Below are 22600 nucleotides of genomic sequence, written 5' to 3' on the forward strand. Positions count from 1 at the left end.
ATGTTATTTCTAAAAATAATTCTTCTACTCATCTCTTTTTCAACTATTTTCGCTGCCAACACTCTTCAAAGCAATTATTTTATAAAAAATGACTTTATTATGCTTTCAGATATTGTATCTGTAAACAAAGAAAATGATAAAAAACTTTTTAATATAGATAAAAACAGATATTCAAAACGCATACAAAAAAAAGAACTTTTAAAAATACTTCACAAAAACGGTTTTGACAATTTTACTTCAAAACACAGTTACATACAGTTCACAAAAAGAAGCCCTATCGATACAACATTTATAAAAAACAGTATAAAAAAACACTATACAGAAAAATATAAAAATATAAAAATATCTGAAACAACGCTCTTTCCCACACATTATATGGAAGAACTTCCAAAACACTACACTGTTCATTTTAGCACCAAAGCACACTTGTCCAACAAGGGCATTTTATATATAAAGACCGATGATAATAAAAAAATATTTTTTAAATATAAAATTTTAGCCACTGTTTCCATTTTGTTTGCCAGAAAAAACATCAAAAAAGATAATGAACTCACCAATGTAAATACACAAAAAAAGAGTATAATACTAGATAAATTCAAAGCAATGCCCTTACAGGGTTTACATGTAAAGCACTACCAGAGTAAGCACAACATCAAAGCAGATGATATTATAACAAAAAGAGATGTTGTTGGTTTGTTTTTAGTCAAACGCGGCTCGAGTGTCAGTGTTAACTATAATAACAATGCAATACATATCTATTTTTCTGCAAAAGCACTTCAAAACGGAAGACTTGGAGACACTGTCAGTGTCATAAAGAGAAATGGGAAAAAAATAAGAGTTGTTATAACCGGAAAGAACAAAGCAGAGGTACAATGAAAAAAAGAAAAATAGTAGTTGCAAGCAGTGGGGCCAGTGGTGTGAATCTTGGTCTGAAAATCATTCAACTTCTTCCTGAATCTGTTGAAAAACATTTTATCATGACAGAAAACTCAGAAAAAGTACTTGTACATGAAATGAGTAATGTGACTGCCCATAACAATAAAAACATTGCAGCCTCTGTTGCATCCGGCTCTTTTGGGGTTGATGCTATGATTATTGCACCGTGTTCTATGAATACACTGGCAAAAATAGCCTGTGGAATTTCGGACAACTTGATTACACGGTGCGCTGCAGTTGTAATCAAAGAGCAGAAAAAGCTTATTTTAGCACCGAGAGAGATGCCTTTTTCTGCCATTAATTTAGAAAATATGCATAAACTTGCAAGCCTGGGCATCATTATTGCGCCGCCTGTTATGGCATATTATTCAAAGCAGCAGACACTTGATGAAATGGAAAATTTTCTCATTGGCAAATGGTTTGATTTGCTGAAAATCGAAAACAGTTTATATAAAAGGTGGCAAATTGAAGAGTCGTAAAATCGCTTTATATCCGGGAACATTTGATCCGATAACAAATGGACATTTTGATATTATCGAACGTGCAAAAAATTTATTTGATGAAGTAATTGTCGCTGTAGCCGAATCAAAAGACAAAAATCCCATGTTTACTCTTGAACAAAGAATAAAAATGGTCGAAATTGCTGTCAAAGACATCAAAGATGTCCGTGTTACAGGTTTTAACAACCTTACTATAGATCTGGCACACGAGCACGATGCAAGGGTGCTTATACGAGGGCTTCGTGCTGTAAGTGACTTTGAATATGAGTTGCAACTCGGCTATCTCAACAACTCTCTTGATGAAAACATAGAGACAGTTTATTTGATGCCAAAACTCAAGCATGCTTTTATCAGTTCTTCTATTGTCAGGAATCTTTTGAAGTTTAACGGAAAAACAGACCATCTCTTACCAAAAGAAGTACAGCAGGTTATAGGGAGTCTGCGCTGATGTATATTGCAATAGAGGGAATTGATACAGCCGGGAAAAGTACACAGATAGAAGCACTGAAAAAGTATTTTCCTGATGCAGTCATTACAAAAGAACCCGGTGGAACCGCTATAGGGCAAGAAATTCGCAGACTTGTTTTGAGTGCAAAAACAAAAAGCAAAAGAGCAGAGTTTCTTCTTTTTCTTGCAGACAGAGCAGAACATATAAAAGAGGTAATAGAACCAAATCTGCACAAAATGATCATTTCAGACAGAAGTGCTGTAAGTGGTGTCGCCTATGCACTCACCCAGGGAAATATCAGTAAAAAAGATTTGATCAGTCTGAATGATTTCGCAACAAAAAAAATATATCCCCAGACAATCTATTTGCTGCGTCTGACAAAACAGGAACTCGAACACAGACTTTCGCAAAAAGAACTTGACGGCATTGAACTCAGAGGCAGTGAATACCTGTTAGAGATTCAAGAGAGTATCAAAGAAGCAAGTCTTCTTCTGGGTGTGCCGTTGATTGAAATTGATGCCACAAAAAACAGAGATGAAATCACAAAAGAAATATTAAATAATATTAAAATGAAACAATGTTAAAAGGATAAAGAATTATGATTAAATCACTAAGAGGTATGAATGACATACTTGATGAAAACGAATCAAAACGATTTACTTATTTTTTGGATGTGGCACAAAACATTGCCAGAAAATATGGTTTTCACTATATAGAAACACCACTTTTGGAAGAGACAGCACTTTTTAAACGCAGTGTCGGAGAGAGCAGTGACATTGTCGGTAAAGAGATGTACCAGTTTACTGACAAAGGAAACAATGATGTATGTCTGCGCCCTGAGGGAACAGCCGGTGTTGTACGGGCTCTTATTCAAAAAAAATTAGACAAAGCAGGCGGAATCCACAGGTTTTTTTATCATGGTCCTATGTTTCGTTATGAAAGACCACAAAAAGGACGCTTAAGAGAGTTCCATCAGTTTGGCGTTGAAAGTTTCGGTATTGAGAGTGTGTATGAAGATGCAAATATGATCATGATGGTCAGTGATATACTCAAAAAACTTGGTATCGGCTATAGACTACAGATCAATTCACTCGGTGACAACAACTGCATGCCTCAGTACCGTGACACTCTTGTCTCTTATATAGAAAGTATTGAGGATGAAATTTGTGAAGACTGTAAACGAAGAAAAAGTACAAATCCCATCCGTGTTCTTGACTGTAAAAATGAAAAGTGTCAATCTTTATACGAAAATGCTCCAAAACTTTTACATTCACTGTGCGAAAGCTGTGACAATGACTTTGAAAAACTGAAAAAAATACTTGATACAAATGACATCAGCTATGAAGTAGATACGAATCTTGTACGAGGACTTGACTACTACTCCAAAACCGCTTTTGAATTTGTCAGTGACAATATAGGCAGTCAGAGTGCTATTGCCGGTGGTGGAAGATATGACAGACTTGTAGAGTTTTTAGATGGTCGCCCTACTCCTGCTGTAGGTTTTGCGATGGGTATTGAAAGACTGTTGGAACTCATACAAATGCCACAGGAATCAAGAGAAGGATATTATCTCGGTGCTATGGATGAAGAAGCCATAGATACAATAATTGCACTGACTCATAAAAAAAGAGCGACAGACAAAGCCATTTGTGAGTACAAAGCAAAAAACCTCAAAAACCATCTCAAAGGTGCCGATAAAATGAATGCAAAATACTGCTGCGTTATCGGTACAAACGAAATGAGTGAGGGAACAATTTGGGTTAAAGATTTAGAAAAGAAAACTGAAAAGACAATTTTTCTCAAAGATTTCTAGATGGAATGGGTTCATGGTTTATGGCACTTTTTAGATGAATTTGTAGAATATTTTGCCGCACTCATTATAATAGCAATCATTGCTCTTTACATATACGACAGATATGTGCAAAGACAGCATGCTCTTCTTATAAACTACCCGATTATAGGAAGATTTCGTTATTTTTTTGAGGCCCTCCGTGAACCACTGCGTCAATATTTTGCAGAAGAATCTTTTTATGACTCCAAAGACAAGGTTGACTGGGTGTATACAGCAGCCAAGAACAAACCAAACTATCAGTCATTTTCCGTAAGCCAGCCCTTTTCAGGATCAAGATTTATCTTAAAACATGCTACAAGTGTTTTAAACGATGATGAAGTTGATCAAAACATGCAGGTGGTTTTTGGAAAGAACAGAAAACACCCTTTTATATCGCAAACACCGATTATCCGTTCTGCTATGAGTGACGGAGCCCTGTCTCCCGAAGCAGTAAGAGCCTTTAGTTTAGCGGGAAGAGATTCCAGCCTTACAATCAATACAGGAGAAGGCTCCCTTACTTCCAACCATCTTTTTACCCTCAAAGTAGATCCGAACAATTCAAAGTATCTTGAAGTTGTCAAAAGTACCCCTTTTGCAGAACTTGCTTTTAAAATCGGAGATTTTTTCTTTAATAAAAAAGTAGCGCTGAAATGGTACAGAGATATTTTACTTAATGAAAAAACCCAAAATACCTATATTTATGATACCTCCAGCCACCTTCTTTTTCGTGTGAACTGGGAAGCAGCCATAGAATATTTTCCGCAGGAAGTTCCCAAAGAACTGCCGGATATGATTTTTCAAATCAGTTCGGGTTTGTATGGTGTCAGAGACAAAAACGGTAATTTTGATAAAGAAAAATATAAAAAAATAATGAAGTTTTGCAAAATGACTGAAATTAAAATAGCCCAGGGAGCAAAACAGACAGGCGGAAAACTTGCAGGTTCAAAAGTAACAGCGGACATAGCCTACTACCGTGGTGTCGAAGAGGGAAAAGACATCATTTCTCCCAACAGGTTCCCTTATGCAGATACGACAGAGGATCTTTTAAATTTTATTGAAAAACTGCAAAGACTCTCAGAAAAACCGGTTGGATTCAAAATAGTCATTTCAGACATAGCTTCTGTAGAAACACTGGTACAGAAACTTGCCAAAAGAAAAAATTATGGTGAATTTATACCAGATTTCATCACAGTCGACAGCGGTGAGGGTGGCAGTGCTACTGCTCCGCTTGAGCTGATGGAATCAGTAGGTCTCACAACAAACAACTCACTCTATATTCTGGACATGCTATTAAAAAAATACAACATAAGAGAAGATGTCAAAATAATTGCCAGTGGGAAAATTCTAACACCCGATGATGCTGTCATCACCTTGTGTATGGGTGCTGATGCCATAGGCATTGCACGCGCATTTATGATGAGTGGCGGGTGTATCCGGGCAAAAATGTGTTCTGGTTTTGGAACACATGTCTGTCCGGTCGGAATGGCAACGCAGGATCCAAAAAAGAGAGCCTCCTACCTTGTAATAAAAAAAGGCAAGGAGATAGGACACTATCATAAAAATCTTCTTAAAAGCATGAAGACTGTCATGGCAGTAATGGGCATTAAAAGCATTAAAGAGCTAAACAAAAGCTTACTTACCTATAAAAACAGAAGTGGTGAAATATATTTTGATATTGACAAATATTTTCAGCAAAAATTTAAAATACGAGGATAAATGATGAATAATTTCGGCCTTGATATCTGGGCAAACAAAAACTTTATTATAGAAGACGGTGAAATCAAACTTAATTACAAATCTATGCCTTCTTTGCTTGATATAGTCAACAATATACGTTCAAAAGATGTTAAGGGACCTCTCCTTTTACGCTTTCCTCATTTGGTTAAAAGACAGATTAAGACACTCTACAACTATTTTGAAAAAGCTATTGAAGAAAACAATTATAAAGGCAAGTTTAAAGCTGTTTTTCCGCTCAAAGTAAACCAGTTTCCGGCAGCTGTTGCAGCAATTACATCCCAGGGTGCAAAGTATAATTACGGACTCGAAGCCGGAAGCAAGGCTGAACTTATTTTGGCAATGAGTAAAGTGCTTGACGGGGCTAATATAACTGTCAACGGCTTCAAAGACGAAGAGATGCTGACTCTGGGATTTATAGCAGCACACAGTGGTCAAAATATCACCATCACCATAGAAGGGCTCAATGAACTTGAAACCATCATCGATGTAGCTTCTAAATCCAATTTAAAAGTTCCAAATATCGGCATACGTGTCAGGCTGCACAGTGCAGGCAGCGGTATATGGGCTAAAAGCGGTGGAATGGATGCAAAATTCGGACTGACTTCAACAGAAATCATTGAGGCAATAAAACTCCTCAAAGATGCGAATCTACTTGAGAAACTGACAATGATTCATTTTCATATCGGCTCACAGATAGCAGACATTGCTCCCCTGAAAAAAGCGCTTCGCGAAGCCGGAAATATCTATGCGGAACTGAAAAAAATGGGTGCGGATGCACTTTCAAGTATCAACATCGGCGGCGGTTTGGCTGTAGAATATGACCAGCATGAAAAATCATATGCACGCAACTACTCAATAGATGAATTTTCAAGTTCTGTTGTTTTTTTGCTTGGTGAAATCATGGACAGTAAAAATGTTGCGCATCCGGATATATTTACGGAATCAGGACGTTTTATAGTTGCTTCACATGCTGTATTAATCACACCTGTTTTAGAACTTTTCACTCAGGATTATCAGGAACAACTTTTAAATTTTAAAGATACAAATCCGCCTTTGGTCGAAGAACTTATAGAATTGAACAGACTCCTGAACAATGCCAACTGTATAGAATATCTTCATGATGCGCTTGATCATATGGAATCACTTTTCACGCTTTTTGATTTAGGCTATATTGACCTTCAGGACCGTTCAAACGCAGAAATTCTGGTGCATAATATTATAAAAAAAGCACTCTATCTCAAATCAGCCAATCCTACAAACGAGCTCGAACAGCTCCAAATCAAACTCCAGGAACGCTACCTCATTAATGCTTCTGTTTTTCAGAGTCTGCCTGATTACTGGGGACTGGGACAGCATTTTCCTGTGATGCCCATTCATCATTTAAATACAACCCCGCTCAGAGCAGCCTCTCTTTGGGATATAACCTGTGACAGTGACGGAGAAATAGGCTTTGATCCGGACAAACCTTTATATCTTCATGATGTCAATATTGATGAAGAAGATTATTTTCTGGCTTTTTTCAATATTGGTGCCTACCAGGAGACACTGGGAATGAACCATAATCTTTTTACACACCCCAGTGAGTATACAATTTCAATCAATGACTCCGGATACAACATAACAAATGCAGTAGAATCAAAAAGTATTTTGGAGATACTTGAATCAATAGGATATGACAAACATGAAATATTAAATCAAGTTAAAAACAAACTCGCAAATGCCAGCTTTATTACAGAAAAAGAAAAAAATGATACACTGCTACAGCTAGAAAGATTTTTATATCAAAATGGCTATTTAAGAACAACAAATTAAGGATGAGCATGGGAATATTTGCCGATATCAAGGAAGACTTTTCAAATGCGTACAGAAATGATCCTGCATTAAATTCAAAAATAGATTTTTTATTTAATTACCCTGGTGTATGGGCAGTTGCATGGTACAGAATAGCGCACAAACTTTATACAAATAATTTTACCCGTACAGCAAGGGCAATCATGGGAATAACCCAAATACTTACAAATATTGACATCCACCCTGCTGCGAGTATTGGTAAGCGTGTCTTTATTGACCACGGTTTCGGAGTTGTAATCGGTGAGACTGCCATCATTGAAGATGATGTACTCATATACCAGGGTGTAACACTCGGTGGTGTTTCTTTAACTCACGGTAAACGGCACCCGACTATCAAAAAGGGAGCGGTAATCGGAGCCGGCGCAAAGATACTGGGAAACATCACAATAGGTGAATATGCAAAAATCGGTGCAAATTCGGTTGTTGTCAAAGAAGTGCCTGATTGTTCCACAGCAGTCGGCTTGCCTGCACATATCATTGAAAAAGGGAGATGTAAAGATCCTTTTATGCACAATATGCTCCCTGATATAAACAAGGAGATGTTTGAATACCTTCTCAAGCGTGTTGCTATACTTGAACATATTTTAGTAAAAGAAAATAAAGATCTTCTAGATCAGGACCTTGAACTTGAACATATATATGAATCTTTTATAAAATCAATGAAAAATTAATTTTTCGCTCTTTTCTCAACAAATATACATCTTTTTTTTAGTATAATTTATCAAATATATTATAAAAAAGGGTTCAAATGCTAGCAAAACGCATAGATAAACTATCTGAATCAATTACAATAGCAATTACAGCGCTTGCACAAGAGTTAAAAGCAGAGGGCAAAGACATTCTCAGTTTTTCAGCCGGAGAACCGGATTTTGATACACCCAGAGTTATCAAAGACGCGGCTATAGATGCAATCAACAACGGCTTTACTAAATATACCGCAGTAGATGGAATTCCGGCTATCAAAGAAGCAGTCGCTGCCAAACTCAAAAGAGATAACGGTTTAACATATGAGCCTAATCAGATTATCATTAACAATGGTGCAAAACATTCTTTGTTTAACCTTTTTTCTGTAACAATTGAAAAAGGTGATGAAGTTATTATTCCTGCGCCATACTGGGTAACCTACCCTGAACTTGTGAAATATTTTGACGGGACTGTCGTAGAGATTCAGACAAGTGATGCAACTGCCTTTAAAATTACTCCCGAACAGCTCAAAAAAGCATTGACACCAAACACAAAAATGCTGATTCTTACAACACCTTCAAATCCTACCGGTGCAGTGTATTCCAAAGAAGAACTCACTGCTTTGGCGAAAGTGCTTGAAGGCACAGATGTTCTCGTAGCCAGCGATGAAATGTATGAAAAACTGATATATGACGGGGATTTCACTTCAGCAGCAGCAGTCAGTGAAGATATGTTCAAAAGAACAATCACCATCAATGGTTTAAGCAAGTCAGTTGCCATGACAGGCTGGCGTTTTGGATATATGGCATCACACCATACAAAAATCATTAAAGCAACAAAAAAACTGCAGTCACAAAGCACATCCAATGTCAATACAATGACACAGTATGCTGCTATTGCAGGACTTGACGGCAGTGCAGATGAAGATATTGAAATGATGCGAAAAGAGTTTATCAAGCGTCGTGATGAAGCAGTAGAACTTTTTAATAAAATCGACGGACTCAGTGTTTTAAAACCGGATGGTGCTTTTTACCTTTTTGTCAATATTCAAGAAGTCAGTAATGATTCACTTGGCTTTGCAAAAGAACTTTTAGCATCAAAAGGCGTTGCTGTTGTTCCCGGTGTCGGTTTTGGAAGCGAAGGGTATTTCAGATTCAGTTTTGCTACAGGAATTGCAACTATACGAGAAGGGATTAAAAGAATCGATGAGTTTGTGCAGGAACTCAAAGCAAAGTAGGATAAACCTACTTTAGCTCGGACAAAGCCTTTATGACTTCTTCTACATTATCCAGTGGAATATGCACTTTCCATTCCGGATTTTGAGCATCACCTGAGAGTGAAATGCCTATACTCGCTACAGTACCACTCCCCTTACCATATGGTTCTTCAAGTTTTGTTACAGATATAACACCGTTTTTTGTTCCACTTAACGGGATTGTTTTTGACATACTAACTCCTTGTTTTGTTTTTACTTGATAAGTCTAGCAAGTTTTGCCTGAAGTTTAAGCCATTGTCTGTGCCCCATCAAAGGAAAACCTGCATAAGTCTTGCCTGGTTCTTTGATAGAGTTTGTGATTCCGCTTCGTGCGGCAAATGTTGAAAAAGGGGCAACTTCCAAATGACCGGCTGCGGCAGCCTGCCCTCCCATAACAACATTTCTGCCAAGTTTTGTAGAGCCTGCAAGACCCGACTGCGAAACCATAACAGAATACTCACCGATTTCGCAGTTATGTCCAATCTGAACAAGATTGTCAATGCGTGTCCCTTTTTTTATCAGAGTCGATCCAAAAACAGCTCTGTCGATACTTGTATTGCTGCCTATCTCAACATCATCTTCTACAACTACATTTCCATTCTGATAAATCTTCTTATGCTCACCTTTTTCATTGGTTGCAAATCCGAATCCGTCAGAACCAATAACTGTATTTGCATGGATTATACACTCATTGCCAATTTGACAGTCTCTGTATATCGTCACACTTGGATATAAAACTGTATTGTTTCCGATAACACTTTTTGCACCTATGTAAACATGTGCCAAAATTATACAGTTATCACCGATTACCGCACCATTTGCTATTTCAGCCTTTGGAGAAATTTTTGAATTTTTCCCAATTTGAGGGAGAGGAAGTGTCTCTTCTTCTATAGGCGGTGCAAAATATTTTGAAAGTATGGCCATGGACCAATAAGGGTTTTTTGTTACTAAAGGAATACAGCCTGCAGGGAGTTTTGAAGCTAAATTTTCGGAAATGATAACTGCTGCAGCTTTTGTATTTTCGAGATCTTTTACATATTTTGAGTTGGACACAAAAGAGACTTCATTCTCTTTTGCATCTTTAAGAGTATTTATTCCTACAATATCAATATCATTGTCGTCAATACTACACTCTAAAATTGAAGCAATTTCACTCAGCTTCATCTTTTTATCTCTCTAAAGCAACAGCGCCGCTTCTGACTATCTCTTTTGGATTATATTTTTTAATCGCCTGAAGATAGTGATCGACTCTTTTAGGCTCGTCAGCAACCATGGTTATAATGACATCATTGCCCACATTGACTATTTTTCCGTTGTAAGCATTACAGATAGCACTGATATCGCTTATGTTTTCTGTAATAGGAAATTTGACCAGTGCCATCTCTTTTTCAACCAAGTCAGCATGTTCATAAACCCGTAAAACAGGAATGAGTTTGTGTAACTGTTTTGTTATCTGCTCAATCACACGCACTGAACCTGATGTGACAATTGTCAGACGGGAATATTTACTCTCAGGAATCGGGGCAACAGTCAAGGATGTAATATTGTAGCCGCGTCCGGAAAAAAGATCGGTAATTCGAGATAATACACTCGCTTCATTGACAACGATAACGGAAACTACTCTTCTTTCTGTATTGTCAGTCATTATTTACTCTCCTTTTTCTCTAATAACATCATATTAAACAGACTTCCACCCGATGGAACCATCGGCATAACATTTTCAAACCGTTCTACTTTTACATCTATAAATGCAACAATATTTCTCTCTACAGCCTCTTTTAAAGCGGCATCAAATTCCTCTTTTGTAGAGACTCTGTACCCTATTCCACCGAAAGCTTCCGCAAGTTTCACAAAATCAGGCTGTACAGAAAGGTCTGTCTCACTGTGACGTTTGTCATAAAAAAGTGTCTGCCATTGACGAACCATTCCGAGAAAATTATTATTCAAAATGATGTTAATAACGGGCAGTTTTTTCTCAACGGCTGTCATCAATTCCTGACAGTTCATCAAAATAGAGCCGTCTCCGGTAAAGTTGATACTTGTTTTTTCAGGAACAGCCGCTTTGACACCCATAGCTGCCGGAAAACCAAAGCCCATAGTTCCGAGTCCTCCGGAACTTATAAACTGGCGGGGTCTCGTAAACGGATAAAACTGTGCCGCCCACATTTGATGCTGTCCGACATCTGTTGAAATATTTGCATCATCACCTAGAAGTTCACCTACGCGTTTTACAACCCACTGTGGCTTGATATTTTCTGTATCTTCATGAAATGTCAGCGGATGCAACTCTGCAAAGTTTTCTATCGTTTCTCTCCACTGTTCATAGTTGTCACTGTTTACCATGGAAGTGAGTTTAAGCATCTCATTGACAACATTTTTCACATCACCTACTATAGGATAGTTGGCATTGACAAGCTTTGAAATACTTGCAGGATCTATATCTACATGTATAACCGCAGCATTTTTTGCAAATTCACTTAACTTTCCGGTAACACGGTCATCAAATCTGGCACCGAGGGCAATGACCAGGTCTGTTTCGCTCATCGCCATGTTTGCCGCATAGGAACCATGCATACCAAGCATACCTATAAGCAAATCATCATCATACGAAAGTGTTCCTCTGGCCATAAATGTCTCAACCGCTGGAATACCGGTCGCATGTACCAAATCTCTTACCTCATAGGCTGCATTTGAGTTAATGATACCGCCGCCGAGATAAAACAAAGGACGTTTTGCATTTGCTATCGCCTCCATAGCTTTTTTGATTTGACGGGGATTGCCTTTGACATGTGGTTTGTATGTTTCTAAATCCAGCTCCACATCATAATCAAATTCTGCGATCTGTGCCGTTACATCTTTTGGTATGTCTACATGTACCGGACCGGGACGACCTGTTCTGGCTATGTAAAAAGCCTCTTTGAGAATACGTGGCAAATCTTTTGCATCTGTCACGAGATAATTGTGTTTTGTACAGGAACGGCTGATTCCCACTGCATCAATTTCCTGAAAGGCATCTGTTCCTATAAGGCTCATTGGAACCTGACCGGAGATAACAACCAAAGGAATTGAATCCATATAGGCATCTGCCAGACCTGTTACCGCATTTGTAAATCCGGGACCGCTTGTTATCATAGATACACCGACTTTTCCGCTGGCTTTGGAATATCCCTCTGCAGCATGAACCGCTGCCTGCTCGTGACGAGTCAATATATGTTGAAATTTATCTTGTTTGTAGATTTCGTCATAGACATTCATAATTGCTCCACCCGGGTAGCCAAAGACTGTGTCTACGCCTTCTGCAATTAAAGCTTCAATGACCATCTGTGCGCCACTAATTTGCATGAAAAGTCTCCTCTGTATAATATATAATTTTAAAAATTCGCTAATTATACTTTAGGAGAGCTATAATTGAGGTTAAAGCATTAATCTAAAATTGATTTTACAATCATTGAAGGCCGCCACATAGAAAGCGAACCTTTTTTTAACTGTTCTATATCCAATTTTGTATCTTTGTATCTTTTTTTAAATATTTCAAATAATATTTCTATTTGGTCGTCAATGCCAAAATTTAAAATATAATTTTTAATACCGTTTTCTATCTCTTTGCGATCTCTTTTTTCTCTTATGGCTGTTTCAAGTTGATTTATATAAGTCCAGGCAAATATCGTTGCCAGGGCTGTAATTTTTGAACTGATATCAAAATATTTATGTAAAATGTTTTTTACCCCGTCTACATCACCGACAGCCGCAAAACTGTTTGCTTTGATGAGATCAGCATCCCACTCTTTTTGAAGCTTTTCTCCTGCTTTTGTTTCCTGCAGTTCTTCATATTCTGCCATCATATTATATGCCGTTTGATAATCACCACGCTCTACAGCATCATAAAATTTCTGCTTGTTTTGTATCTCTTTTAACATAAGTTCAACTTCATCTTTAAAATCTGTAAATGTACTGAGCAGATGCATCAGTTTCATAGCAGCTATGTTTTCACCTTCATATATTAATTTTTGGATTTTCATATAGAGAGTATCGGCATATTTTATCATCGAGTCATACTCTGGAAACTCCTTCAAAAAAGGGTTCTGTTGAACAAGAGCAGATGCCAGTTTAAAATCTTTTTTGCCAAGAGCAGTTCTGAATCTTTTATAAATGGCACCCTTTGTTAAAACATCCTGAATAAAGGTTGTTTTGTTGCTGATGCCTCTGTACGGAGCCAAAATCTCTTTGGCACGTTCCATCTGGTTTGGCTGCAAAGCATATTTCAGTGCCTGAAACAAATCTTTTTTCCATCTGTCTTCTAAAAGTTTATATATTTTTGATTCTTTGTAAACCGGATATTGATTTGCCAGGCTGTATGCCAGTGCCAGTTTTCCGTTTTTTGCGAGTTGTACAAATTTATCATACTCAGCATAGTCACTCACCAGCTTTTGTATCACTCTGTTTTTACTGGGGATCTTCATGAAATTTTTGAGCATTAAGAGTGCCTGTTCTTTTTTCCCGTTTTGAAAAGCTTTTTTTGCCTTTTCCAATGTGTTTTCCCATAGGTTTGAAACTAGACTATATATATCCGTATAGCGTAAAATAGGGTTTTTCTTTACTTCTTCTTCTATTGCATCTATATCCTGGTTCATTAAAAGATCTTTTAATATCCCAACCTTTTCAAAAATATCATAATACATCAAAAAGCCGTCTTGTGTACCAATTATAAGATGATGATGCTCATCATCAAACGCCAAACTGGTAATGGGTGAAGTGATTTTTATAAACTTGGGTGCTATTAATTCATATTTGTTTAAGTCATATACTAAAATATATCCCAACTTCGTACTTAAAAACAGAAATTTATCATCACTGCTGATTACAAGCTGAGTAACATCATCATGAATACCTTCTAATCTTTGAATGACCTTACCACTGTATATATTCCAGATAATCGCTTTTGAATTTTTATCAATACTCACCAGTTTGTTTCTGCCAAAAAATTTTAGTTTCATAACTGGTGCAGAATGGGCTTTTAACTTTTCTTTCGGTGTCATTGTTACAAGATTGAACAGTGTGATTTTTCTGTCATAACTCGCTATGGCTACCCAGTTTCCATTTTGTGAAAAAGAAACATCATTAATAGTATCGGCATGATGGGGAAGTGTAAATACAATCTTTCCGCTTTTGACATCCAATGCAAAAGTTTTACCGTCTTCTCCGCATGAGAACATATATCTGGAGAGCGGGTCTATCCCGACACAGGAAACTTCCCCCTGGTGCCTGGTAACTCTGGCAATAGCTTTTTTGGTTTGGGCATTATAGAGTCTTGACTCTTTTGCATCTGCTGACATTGTTGCAAAATAATTGCCGTCATAGCTGTAATCCACCACATTGTTTTTATAATATTTGTGTTCGATATTAACTTTAAATCCGCTTTGTACTTTCAGGCTGTCTTTGTCATAAAACCTTACAGTAGTTTTAGAATCTATGACAACAAGACGCTTGTCTTTTAAAATTTTAATAAAGATTACAGGGTGTACAATACTTTGACTTTTAACAGTTTTCATTTTCAGTCTCTCAAATAACCCTCTTTTACAAGAGCCTCTTTAATTTCTTCCTGGTGTTGCTTTCCTTTTGTCTCCATATGCACAGTCACATTAGCATCTCCATAATCCAGAGATACGGACGTTCTGTCATAAGAGATATGCACAATATTTGCATTTAACTCTTGGAGTATCTGCGTAAAACGCATCAAAGAACCCGGCTTGTCAACCAATGTTACGGTAAGTTTCATTTTGCGATGAGATTTCAGCAGACCCTTTTCTATAATGACAGAAAGGAGTGTAACATCCATATTGCCCCCGCTGAGAACAACTGCAACATTTTTGTTTTTTAGATACTCCAGTTTATGATGCAGTAGTGCCGCAACACCGACAGATCCGGCTCCTTCAACCACCAGTTTTTGTTTTTCAAGTAAAAACAAAATGGCACTTGCTATCTCCTCATCATCTACACTTATTATCTCATCCACACATTCAAGAGCATGCTTGAGCGTAACCACAGAAGTATCGCGTACTGCTATTCCGTCGGCTATCGTTCTTACGCTTGTAGAATCAACAGCTCTTTTTAAATCATAGGAATTTTTAAATGCAGGTGCGCCTTTGGCGCTCACACCAATTACTTTTACAGCAGGGTTGACAGCTTTGAGAGCACTGGCCATACCGGCTATAAGCCCACCGCCACCGACAGGAATGAGTACAGCATCAAGTTCTTGGCATTTTTCAAGAATTTCCAAGGCTACAGTACCCTGTCCTGCCATCACCTCTTCATCTTCAAAAGGATGTACAAATGTCAAATGATGTTTTTGGCCATACTCTTTTGCATAGGCATAGGCTTCATCATAGTTTGTGCCAGCAAGAATCACCTCTGCACCGAAATGTTTTACTCCGTCTATTTTTGTAAGCGGTGTCGATTCCGGCATTACTATCACTGCTTTTGTATCAAAAGCGGCAGCAGAATAGGCCACCCCCTGGGCATGATTGCCGGCACTTGCTGCGACAACACCGCATTCTCTTTGCTGTGGTGTCAAAGTGGCTATTTTATTATATGCACCACGAAGTTTAAATGCTCCTGTTATTTGCAGGTTCTCTTTTTTCAAATATACCTTGCATCCGGAAATTTCACTCAGATAGGGAGCATATGAAAAAGGAGTGTTGACAACAACTTCTTCTATACGTTTATGTGCATCTTTTATTTTTTGTAAAGGAATCAAAATCAGCCCTGTAGATTTCGATGATCAACCATAGTGCACTGATTTTGTACAACTTTCATTCCTGCATCCTGTGCTTTTTTAGCGGCTTCATTGTTTACTATACCTTTTTGTGCCCAAAAAACTTTTACATCACCACGTTTTATACAGGCATCTGCAATGGCATCAAGTGCTGCGGGTTTTCTGAAAATATCAACCATGTCAACTTCAAAAGGAATTTCAGCCAAAGAGTTATAAACTTTTTCTCCAAGAATCGTCTCCCCTTTTGGATAAACAGGAATTATTTTATACCCCTGACCCTGAAGATATTTGGCAACCCTGTGACTGTCTTTGCTCTCATCAGGAGAAAGCCCCAAAACTGCAATCGTTTTAACATTCTCAAAAATCTCTTTTATTTCATCCATATTTGAATTAACTGTAGGAAATTCACACTCCATTTTCATCCTTTTTCATATTTTATCAAATCGCCTCAAACCTCCTAAATTTCCCTATTTTAGGGAACTTCAAGGCTTTTCTATGTTATCATACTTCTTCAAAAAAAGTCCAATTTACTCATTTCATTTGGACTTTTTTGGGACTCAAACTATACATGGAGCCACTTATGAAAACACTCTTAAAACGCATTCCTACTAACATAGCAGGTGTCTTTTATAAAAAGATTATATCGAAAAATAATAAAGTTGTTGATAAAGTCTTTCTCGTAAGATATACTGATGCCAACAATAAACAGCGATTAAAAACCATAGGAAAAAAATCAGATGGTATTACAGAGGCTTATTGCAAAGCAAAATTGAGTGAAATTACAACCCGTATTAAACTTGGTGAAGATTTACCCTATATTGCTAAAAGAAAGTCTAAACTCACTTTTGATGATCTGGCTGATAAATATTTTGAAGATAAATCACATACCACTAAAGAGGCTAAAAAAGAGCAAGCAAGGTATATCAATCATATCCAAAAAGATGTTGGTCACTGTCTTCCTGAAAATATTACTTCAGACATGCTTTTAAAAATGCAAACAACTTTTAGAAAAAAGTTCTCACCAAGAACCACTAATCATCTTATATTTCTGATTGGAACTATTTTTAAGTATGCAAATAAAAAAGAACTCTATAAAGGTACTTCACCAACAGTTGCACTTGATGGACTCAAAGTTGATAATAAACGAGAAAACTATTTAGAACTTTCAGAGATTAGAGAGTTGCTTCAAGCTACAAGAGAGGTATCCACGGAATTATGGTTATTTGTATGCATATGACGGAGTATCCGGACACCTCTGCCGTTTCAGTTCGGACAGTTTAAGAAGAGATATTTTCTGTAACAACATTTTAGCATAAGTGTCCGAATGATTTTTAGTAATCATCACTTTTAATGCTTGATTTCATTTTTCGCATAGACGGTCCACTGAGTTCAATTCTGTGAGAAGAATGAACAATCCTGTCCAATATTGCATCCGCAATAGTATTATTATTGAGATAGTTATACCATTCACTCACTGGAAGTTGCGAAGTGATTATTGTCGAATTTATTTCTGTTCTATCTTCTATAATTTCAAATAGGTTCGTAGCGTCATCTTCAACCATAGGAGCAACTCCAAAGTCATCAAGAATAAGTAATCTAAACCTTGAATATTTTTTTAGAAGATTTGTATATGTGCCATCTATTCTTGATAATCTTATCTCTTCAAGTAGTGATGGTGTTCTAACATAATAAGCACGATATCCATCAATGATGGTCCGATTTGCCAATGCTTGTGCGATATAACTTTTTCCTGTGCCAGTTTTACCTGTAATAATTATATTCTGCTTTGCATGAATAAAGTTCAATGCTGCAAGTGAATGTATCTGAGCCTTATTGATTTTTCTTTTTGGATTAAAATCAATAGCATCAATTGCAGCTTGTTTATCTTTAATTTTTGACAATCTGTGATTCATAACTATTCGTTTATTTTTAAGAAATATCTCTTGTGCATCAAGAAGTTGATAGAGCCTGTCGTCGAAACTAACGCTGTCATAGTTTACATTTTCTATCTGATGCATATATGCTTCTTTCAAGCCTTTGTAATTTAATTCATTGATTTTATTAATTACTGTAGTATGGTCCATTTTTAAATCCTCGTATAATAAATTTATCAAGTCATTACATCCAAGGGAGTAGTGGTTTGATAATTGTTTTTTAGTTTTTGATAAAGTCGTTTTTGTGTTTGTCAAATACTAAAACAACTTACAGTTAAAGAGTTGAATGACAGTCATTTTTCCTTATGAGGTTTTATGCCACTATCTAAGAAAGCATACTGCGTTTAACTTGTGTAACTTACCTATAGGATGCCAGGATGGGTTTTATCTCAATCCTCTATCGTTACGAGGCTGTAAGAAAAAGTTAAACAAATGAAAGGATGCACAATGCACTATTATGTAGGTATAGATATAGCAAAGAGTTTTCATGTTGCCTGTGTGGTTAATCAAGATGATAAAGTAATAAAGAAGTCACTCAAGTTTAATAATGACGAGAATGGCTTTAGTGAATTGGTTTTACTTTTGAACTCTATTGATGAAGTTTCAACCTTTACCATTGGTATGGAAGCAACAGGAATCTTCTTTGAAAATCTCTACCTTTATTTGAGTGAAAAAGGATTTAATGTACTATTACTCAATCCTTATCAAACAAATAGATTTAGAGAGATGGACAGTATGAAAAAAGTAAAAAATGACAACATTGATGCTTTAATGATAGCAGCTCTTATCAAATCAGGTAGATACTCTAAAGCTTATGTGAGTGAAGATACTTACCAAAGTATTAAATCACTCTATAGACATAAGAATAATCTCCTTGAGGAGATAAAAAAGCATAAACGACAGATATCTACACTCTTAGCTGTAGTATTTCCTGAGATGGAACAGGTAATAAAAGACCCATTTAATGTAACGGGGCTTGCTCTACTTGAAAAGTATCCAACTGCAAAGCATTATGAGTATGCCAGTGCGCAGAGGATACTTAAAACCTTTCGAGGTATTAAAGGCAATAACTTTAATGAGCAAAAAGCACAAAAGCTTTTAGAGTTAGCCAAACACTCTGTCTATCAGGGTAATGGTGTAGATGAGAGAGCTTATGTCATAAAGTCTCATATTCGACTTATTAAACTTCTACAAGAGGAGCTTAAAGAGCTTGAAAATGAGATGCTAAAGCTTTTTCATCAAGCACCACAACTTGAGAGGGATGAGGAGCAAGAGGTCATGGATATTATTGATAACCTTCGAACCATTCCTGGTGTAAGTGATAAAACCATCTTTGCACTCATTAGTGAGTGTGGGGATTTGAGCAGGTTTAAAAACAACTCTCATCTTATTGGTTATTTGGGCCTCTATCCTACACTGGAGCAATCTGGCAATAAGCTTAGTTATGGTCCTATTGCAAAGAGAGGTGCAAAGTTAGCTAAAAAAGCGTTATATCAAGCTGCCATTGCAGCTATTAGACATAATAATGAACTTAATAAGCTCTTTAGAGACAAGGTCTCTCAAGGCAGAGCCAAAAAAGAGGCTGTAGTCATTGTTGCAAGGAAACTTGCTCATATCATTTTAGCTATTTATAAAAACAATGTTGCCTATAATCCTCAAAGGGTATTTCAGGCATCAGCATCTTGAGTTTCATTCAACTATTTAACAATAAGTTGTTATAGAACTTGATAAACACTATATAGACAATTATATAACAGTCTATACCCTCAAGGGGCACCTAGCACTTTATCATTGTCAACCAAACAGTTTTTTAGTTGTTTGATCATTGAAACACTTGAGTCAAATTCTAGATAATGACTTGTAAAAAGTGCTTCAAAAATCAAACGCTCTTAAGAGCCAAAAGGCTCTTAAAAATGTTCTTTGAAAGTTTATTGTTACGGGACTATTGTCTTTTTTATTTTTTCGCTCCGTTTAAGTTATTCTTTATAGGATTGCTTATTTGTATTCATCCGCACCGCGGATGTTAGTGTGATTATTAAAGAGTGATTTTCTCTCCCGTGGTATGTTGTTTGCGCTTTTGGTAAGATAGAGTTTTTTGTCAAGTATCGATTTAATCGACTTTGTAGTAATAGTTCTCATTTGAGTCGCATACATTAATGCCAATTCAAGTTCTGTATTGCCATAGAGTTTAGCCAGAGAAAGCACGGCTGAGATTTTTCTATATGCTTGTGGATTATACTCAACCTCTGCAAATGCATCTTCAACAAACACAGAACTGTATTCACCAATATTTTTGGTCCATGAACGAAGTCTCTCTGGGTTCATTTTTTCATTTATATATTGATGTGTATTTGGCATATGTTCATGTAAGGTAGATGTATCATCAATGCGCCTAAGTCTTGGGTGAGTGGCAATAAGTTTATGTTTGTGGTAGATGTAAACACTTTGAGTAGAATATCTTACTTCAACCTCCTCTTTGATATATTTAAAGGGAACTGAGTAATTGCATTTTTCAAGTGCTATATGATAGTCCTGATTCACTTTTGCAATTTTAAATTGCTTGTAAACATAGTTATTCATTGGAAGTGGATTGAGGTATGGTGCATCTATTTCTTCAAACAGTTCTGTGCGACTTTTTTGTAGATGTTTTACTATTTTATTGTTATATCTATCAAGTAATGACGCAAGTGCTTCATTGAGTTCATCTATACTGAAAAACTTATGATGCCGAAATCTTGCAAGAATATATCTCTGAATCGCTTAAACACCTTGTTCAGCCTTAGGCTTATCCTTCGGTTTTCTTGGTCTTGCAGGATCAACAACCACACCATAATGGTGATTCATGTCCGCATAACTTTCGTTTACTACTATGCCGTTTTTATTATTTGAAATAATTGCACTTTTTAAATTATCTGGAACAACTACTCTTGGCACGCCTCCAAAGAAGTTGTAACACATAACATGAGAGTAAATAAAATCTTCTTGTTTTTGGCTATGCGTGGCGTGGACAAATGTATAGCCGCTTGCTCCTAGCACTGCAACAAATATTTGTGCATATTCAATTTCTCCGGTTCTTTGGTTATAAATTGGCATAGTTAGGCCACTATAGTCCACAAAGAGTTTTTCTCCTGCTAGGTGTGTTTGGCGCATTGAGGGATTTAAACGTTGCTTGAATCTACTGTAATGGAGTCTAAACTGAGTATATTGGTATCCATCAGGGTTTGATTCTTTCTACTCTTCCCACAATAGTTGCAAAGTAATTTTAGTTTTTTTACGAAGTTTCATTTCTTTGTGAAGATAATTCATATCTGGCATTGCTTTTTTAGAGGCAACTCCAGAAGAAGATTCTGGAAATAGTTTTAATTTTAAAGCGTCATCATCTAAAATATTTATTTGCTTGATATTCAAACCAGAGTTATTGTATCTCTTGATATAGTCAGATATCGTGCTTTTAGCTACATTTGTAGCACCTTGAATTCTGCGCAGTGACAAATTCATTACACTGTAAAGTTGTAATACATCACGAACTTGTTTCATAGATATTATACCCTCAAGGGGCACCCCGTCCTCATTTAACACCTTTGTAAAATTATTTACAATTAGTGTATTTAAATTTAGAAAATATCATTTTCTTAAAGTTTTTTTACATGCCGCTTTTTACTCTAAAATGTCCGAATCATTTCCGACATCACTGTCCGATTTAAAACGGCATGGGTGTCCGAACTGAACCGGCATTAGTGTCCGATTTGCTCCGTTTTTTGCAGTTTTTATACCTAAACCGAAACGACCTAAATCATCTGACTTACGAAAAGTATCTGGAGAGGTACGAAGAAAATGTATACTTACCTTTAAAGTCTCTTCATTTATATCATTCCCATTATCAATTAAGTATAAGATAAAAGGCTCTTCGCCAGTTTTTATTAGGACATCTACTTATTGGCATAAAACATACACATAAGTTTTACTTTTTAATATTATTTGAAATTACAAATCTTGAATTATTTTTTCTACAGTAGATTTCAATGTAGGAAGTTTTTCATCACACACAAAATAAATCTCTTGTGCATCCAAATCAAAATAGTGATGAGAAATAATATCTCGAATCCCTTTTGCTCCCTTCCAGTCTACTTGAGGATATCTTTTTAATAATTCATTATTTGTGATTTTATCTATATTTTTCAGACTTTCACCTATTGCGATGAGTTTCATACAAATAGAATCTAACTTTTCCAGTCCTTCAGGAGAATCAAGAAAAAAATCACTACTATCTACTACTTCAAACCTTATGAGAACAATATTAGTAGCATCTAAAATCTGTTCAAGTAATTCGCGAGTAAGTGATTTATCATACATATATAGCTTCTTGATCTATTCGTTTCTTAAGATAAGGATTCATCCTCTTTCTTAGTCTTACTATATCTACACTCTTATGAAAAAGATTTTGAAGCTCTTCTTTAATGTGCACAAGCATAAACATATCAGGAGTTTTTATTTTTATGCAAATATCAACATCACTTGATTCTGTTGCCTCACCACGAGCAACTGATCCAAATATACCTATATTTTCAATACCATACTTATCGAGATTATTCTGTTTATATTGTGTTAATAGATTTAAAATATACTCACGATTCACACTCACTCCTTTGTAT

The 22600-nt window shown here is 36.4% G+C and carries 25 protein-coding genes; 11 read left to right on the top strand and 14 right to left on the bottom strand.

Annotated features, from left to right (window positions below):
- The 9 genes from flgA (at window position 1) to LCX93_RS06735 (ending at window position 9224) form a co-directional block, all read left to right on the top strand.
- Window positions 1-876: a flagellar basal body P-ring formation chaperone FlgA gene (flgA, locus tag LCX93_RS06695; RefSeq protein WP_226065263.1), complete on the top strand. Its 876-nt coding sequence runs from the start codon at window positions 1-3 to the stop codon at window positions 874-876.
- Complete coding sequence (locus LCX93_RS06700; protein WP_226065265.1) at window positions 873-1415, top strand: UbiX family flavin prenyltransferase; 543 nt, start codon at window positions 873-875, stop codon at window positions 1413-1415. The genes flgA and LCX93_RS06700 overlap by 4 nt, the downstream gene beginning before the upstream one ends.
- On the top strand, window positions 1402-1884 hold the full coding sequence (gene coaD, locus LCX93_RS06705) for a pantetheine-phosphate adenylyltransferase (RefSeq protein WP_226065268.1): 483 nt from the start codon (window positions 1402-1404) through the stop codon (window positions 1882-1884). The genes LCX93_RS06700 and coaD overlap by 14 nt, the downstream gene beginning before the upstream one ends.
- A complete protein-coding gene (gene tmk / locus LCX93_RS06710) occupies window positions 1884-2468 on the top strand; it encodes a dTMP kinase (protein WP_226065270.1) in 585 nt (194 codons plus the stop codon). Before coaD ends, tmk begins: the two co-directional genes overlap by 1 nt.
- A 14-nt stretch (window positions 2469-2482) precedes the next feature.
- Window positions 2483-3697, top strand: a complete 1215-nt coding sequence (gene hisS, locus LCX93_RS06715; RefSeq protein WP_226065272.1) for a histidine--tRNA ligase — start codon at window positions 2483-2485, stop codon at window positions 3695-3697.
- The gene (locus LCX93_RS06720) at window positions 3698-5431 is read left to right on the top strand and encodes an FMN-binding glutamate synthase family protein (RefSeq protein WP_226065274.1); all 1734 of its coding nucleotides are present in this window, start codon (window positions 3698-3700) and stop codon (window positions 5429-5431) included.
- A gap of 3 nt (window positions 5432-5434) precedes the next feature.
- Complete coding sequence (gene speA / locus LCX93_RS06725) at window positions 5435-7264, top strand: biosynthetic arginine decarboxylase (RefSeq protein ID WP_226065276.1); 1830 nt, start codon at window positions 5435-5437, stop codon at window positions 7262-7264.
- 8 nt (window positions 7265-7272) lie between these two features.
- Window positions 7273-7974 carry a serine O-acetyltransferase gene (gene cysE, locus LCX93_RS06730; protein WP_151900250.1) on the top strand — a complete coding sequence of 234 codons (702 nt, stop codon included), beginning with the start codon at window positions 7273-7275 and terminating at the stop codon, window positions 7972-7974.
- 77 nt (window positions 7975-8051) lie between these two features.
- Complete coding sequence (locus LCX93_RS06735) at window positions 8052-9224, top strand: pyridoxal phosphate-dependent aminotransferase (RefSeq protein WP_226065278.1); 1173 nt, start codon at window positions 8052-8054, stop codon at window positions 9222-9224.
- A 7-nt stretch (window positions 9225-9231) separates the two neighbouring features.
- Here LCX93_RS06735 and LCX93_RS06740 read toward each other — a convergent pair whose 3' ends face one another.
- The 7 genes from LCX93_RS06740 to LCX93_RS06770 form a co-directional block, all read right to left on the bottom strand.
- Window positions 9232-9435, bottom strand: a complete 204-nt coding sequence (locus LCX93_RS06740; protein ID WP_226065280.1) for a hypothetical protein — start codon at window positions 9433-9435, stop codon at window positions 9232-9234.
- Between the two features lie 20 nt (window positions 9436-9455).
- Entirely contained in the window at window positions 9456-10406 is a 951-nt protein-coding gene (gene lpxD, locus LCX93_RS06745) for a UDP-3-O-(3-hydroxymyristoyl)glucosamine N-acyltransferase (RefSeq protein WP_226065283.1), read from the bottom strand.
- Window positions 10407-10410: 4 nt separating this feature from the next.
- Window positions 10411-10887, bottom strand: a complete 477-nt coding sequence (gene ilvN / locus LCX93_RS06750; protein WP_151900246.1) for an acetolactate synthase small subunit — start codon at window positions 10885-10887, stop codon at window positions 10411-10413.
- Window positions 10887-12584 (bottom strand): acetolactate synthase large subunit, encoded by a 1698-nt coding sequence (locus LCX93_RS06755; protein WP_226065285.1) that lies wholly within the window; start codon window positions 12582-12584, stop codon window positions 10887-10889. The genes ilvN and LCX93_RS06755 overlap by 1 nt, the downstream gene beginning before the upstream one ends.
- A gap of 80 nt (window positions 12585-12664) precedes the next feature.
- Window positions 12665-14791 (bottom strand): WD40 repeat domain-containing protein, encoded by a 2127-nt coding sequence (locus LCX93_RS06760; RefSeq protein ID WP_226065287.1) that lies wholly within the window; start codon window positions 14789-14791, stop codon window positions 12665-12667.
- Between the two features lie 2 nt (window positions 14792-14793).
- Window positions 14794-15996, bottom strand: coding sequence for a threonine ammonia-lyase (gene ilvA / locus LCX93_RS06765; RefSeq protein WP_226065289.1), 1203 nt, complete (start codon window positions 15994-15996; stop codon window positions 14794-14796).
- 2 nt (window positions 15997-15998) lie between these two features.
- Complete coding sequence (locus tag LCX93_RS06770) at window positions 15999-16430, bottom strand: CoA-binding protein (protein ID WP_226065291.1); 432 nt, start codon at window positions 16428-16430, stop codon at window positions 15999-16001.
- Between the two features lie 164 nt (window positions 16431-16594).
- On the opposite strand from LCX93_RS06770, the gene LCX93_RS06775 reads away from it, so the two are divergent.
- Window positions 16595-17251, top strand: a complete 657-nt coding sequence (locus tag LCX93_RS06775; RefSeq protein WP_226065293.1) for a site-specific integrase — start codon at window positions 16595-16597, stop codon at window positions 17249-17251.
- Between the two features lie 94 nt (window positions 17252-17345).
- On the opposite strand, the gene istB is transcribed toward LCX93_RS06775, so the two are convergent.
- Window positions 17346-18098, bottom strand: coding sequence for an IS21-like element helper ATPase IstB (gene istB / locus LCX93_RS06780; protein ID WP_226065295.1), 753 nt, complete (start codon window positions 18096-18098; stop codon window positions 17346-17348).
- Between the two features lie 297 nt (window positions 18099-18395).
- On the opposite strand from istB, the gene LCX93_RS06785 reads away from it, so the two are divergent.
- A complete protein-coding gene (locus LCX93_RS06785) occupies window positions 18396-19634 on the top strand; it encodes an IS110 family RNA-guided transposase (protein ID WP_226065297.1) in 1239 nt (412 codons plus the stop codon).
- 309 nt (window positions 19635-19943) lie between these two features.
- Here LCX93_RS06785 and LCX93_RS06790 read toward each other — a convergent pair whose 3' ends face one another.
- The 6 genes from LCX93_RS06790 to LCX93_RS06810 form a co-directional block, all read right to left on the bottom strand.
- On the bottom strand, window positions 19944-20528 hold the full coding sequence (locus LCX93_RS06790) for a Mu transposase domain-containing protein (RefSeq protein WP_226065299.1): 585 nt from the start codon (window positions 20526-20528) through the stop codon (window positions 19944-19946).
- Between the two features lie 180 nt (window positions 20529-20708).
- Window positions 20709-21098 carry a DDE-type integrase/transposase/recombinase gene (locus LCX93_RS06795; RefSeq protein WP_226065301.1) on the bottom strand — a complete coding sequence of 130 codons (390 nt, stop codon included), beginning with the start codon at window positions 21096-21098 and terminating at the stop codon, window positions 20709-20711.
- An 81-nt stretch (window positions 21099-21179) separates the two neighbouring features.
- Window positions 21180-21485, bottom strand: coding sequence for a hypothetical protein (locus tag LCX93_RS06800; RefSeq protein WP_226065303.1), 306 nt, complete (start codon window positions 21483-21485; stop codon window positions 21180-21182).
- 120 nt (window positions 21486-21605) lie between these two features.
- Window positions 21606-21869, bottom strand: a complete 264-nt coding sequence (locus LCX93_RS12705; RefSeq protein ID WP_502988727.1) for a hypothetical protein — start codon at window positions 21867-21869, stop codon at window positions 21606-21608.
- A 63-nt stretch (window positions 21870-21932) separates the two neighbouring features.
- Complete coding sequence (locus tag LCX93_RS06805) at window positions 21933-22301, bottom strand: HepT-like ribonuclease domain-containing protein (protein ID WP_226065305.1); 369 nt, start codon at window positions 22299-22301, stop codon at window positions 21933-21935.
- On the bottom strand, window positions 22294-22584 hold the full coding sequence (locus tag LCX93_RS06810; RefSeq protein WP_226065307.1) for a nucleotidyltransferase family protein: 291 nt from the start codon (window positions 22582-22584) through the stop codon (window positions 22294-22296). Before LCX93_RS06810 ends, LCX93_RS06805 begins: the two co-directional genes overlap by 8 nt.
- Window positions 22585-22600 lie beyond the last annotated feature (16 nt).

This window comes from Sulfurimonas sp. SWIR-19, from assembly GCF_020410885.1.
In the GTDB taxonomy this organism is placed as follows: domain Bacteria; phylum Campylobacterota; class Campylobacteria; order Campylobacterales; family Sulfurimonadaceae; genus Sulfurimonas; species Sulfurimonas sediminis.